Annotated in this window: 1 protein-coding gene; it reads right to left on the bottom strand. The window is 44.4% G+C overall.

What is annotated here, in order from left to right:
• On the bottom strand, nucleotides 1-356 hold a 356-nt coding region (locus CDG59_RS14970), incomplete at both ends, for an EF-Tu/IF-2/RF-3 family GTPase (protein ID WP_264754472.1).

The following is a 356-nucleotide window of genomic DNA, read 5'->3' as shown; positions in this document are numbered from 1 at the left end:
AATTTAGTGTGTGGCTTGATTGTACCTGGTTTAGCAAGTACTTGACCACGTTGTACGTCTTCACGCTTAGTACCACGCAGAAGAACACCACAGTTCTCGCCCGCACGACCTTCGTCAAGAAGTTTACGGAACATTTCTACACCAGTTACAGTCGTTACAACTGTGTCACGGATACCAACGATTTCAACTGATTCGCCAACTTTAACGATACCAGATTCAACACGACCAGTTACAACCGTACCACGACCAGAGATAGAGAATACATCTTCGATTGGCATTAAGAATGCTTTATCGATTGCACGCTCTGGTTCTGGGATGTAAGAGTCAAGCGCTTCAACAAGTGCAAGAACTGATTT

Source organism: Acinetobacter sp. WCHA29 (assembly GCF_002165335.1).
Lineage (GTDB): Bacteria > Pseudomonadota > Gammaproteobacteria > Pseudomonadales > Moraxellaceae > Acinetobacter.
Note: the sequence above shows the minus strand (reverse complement) of the source record. Positions and strands in the feature narration are given on the sequence as shown.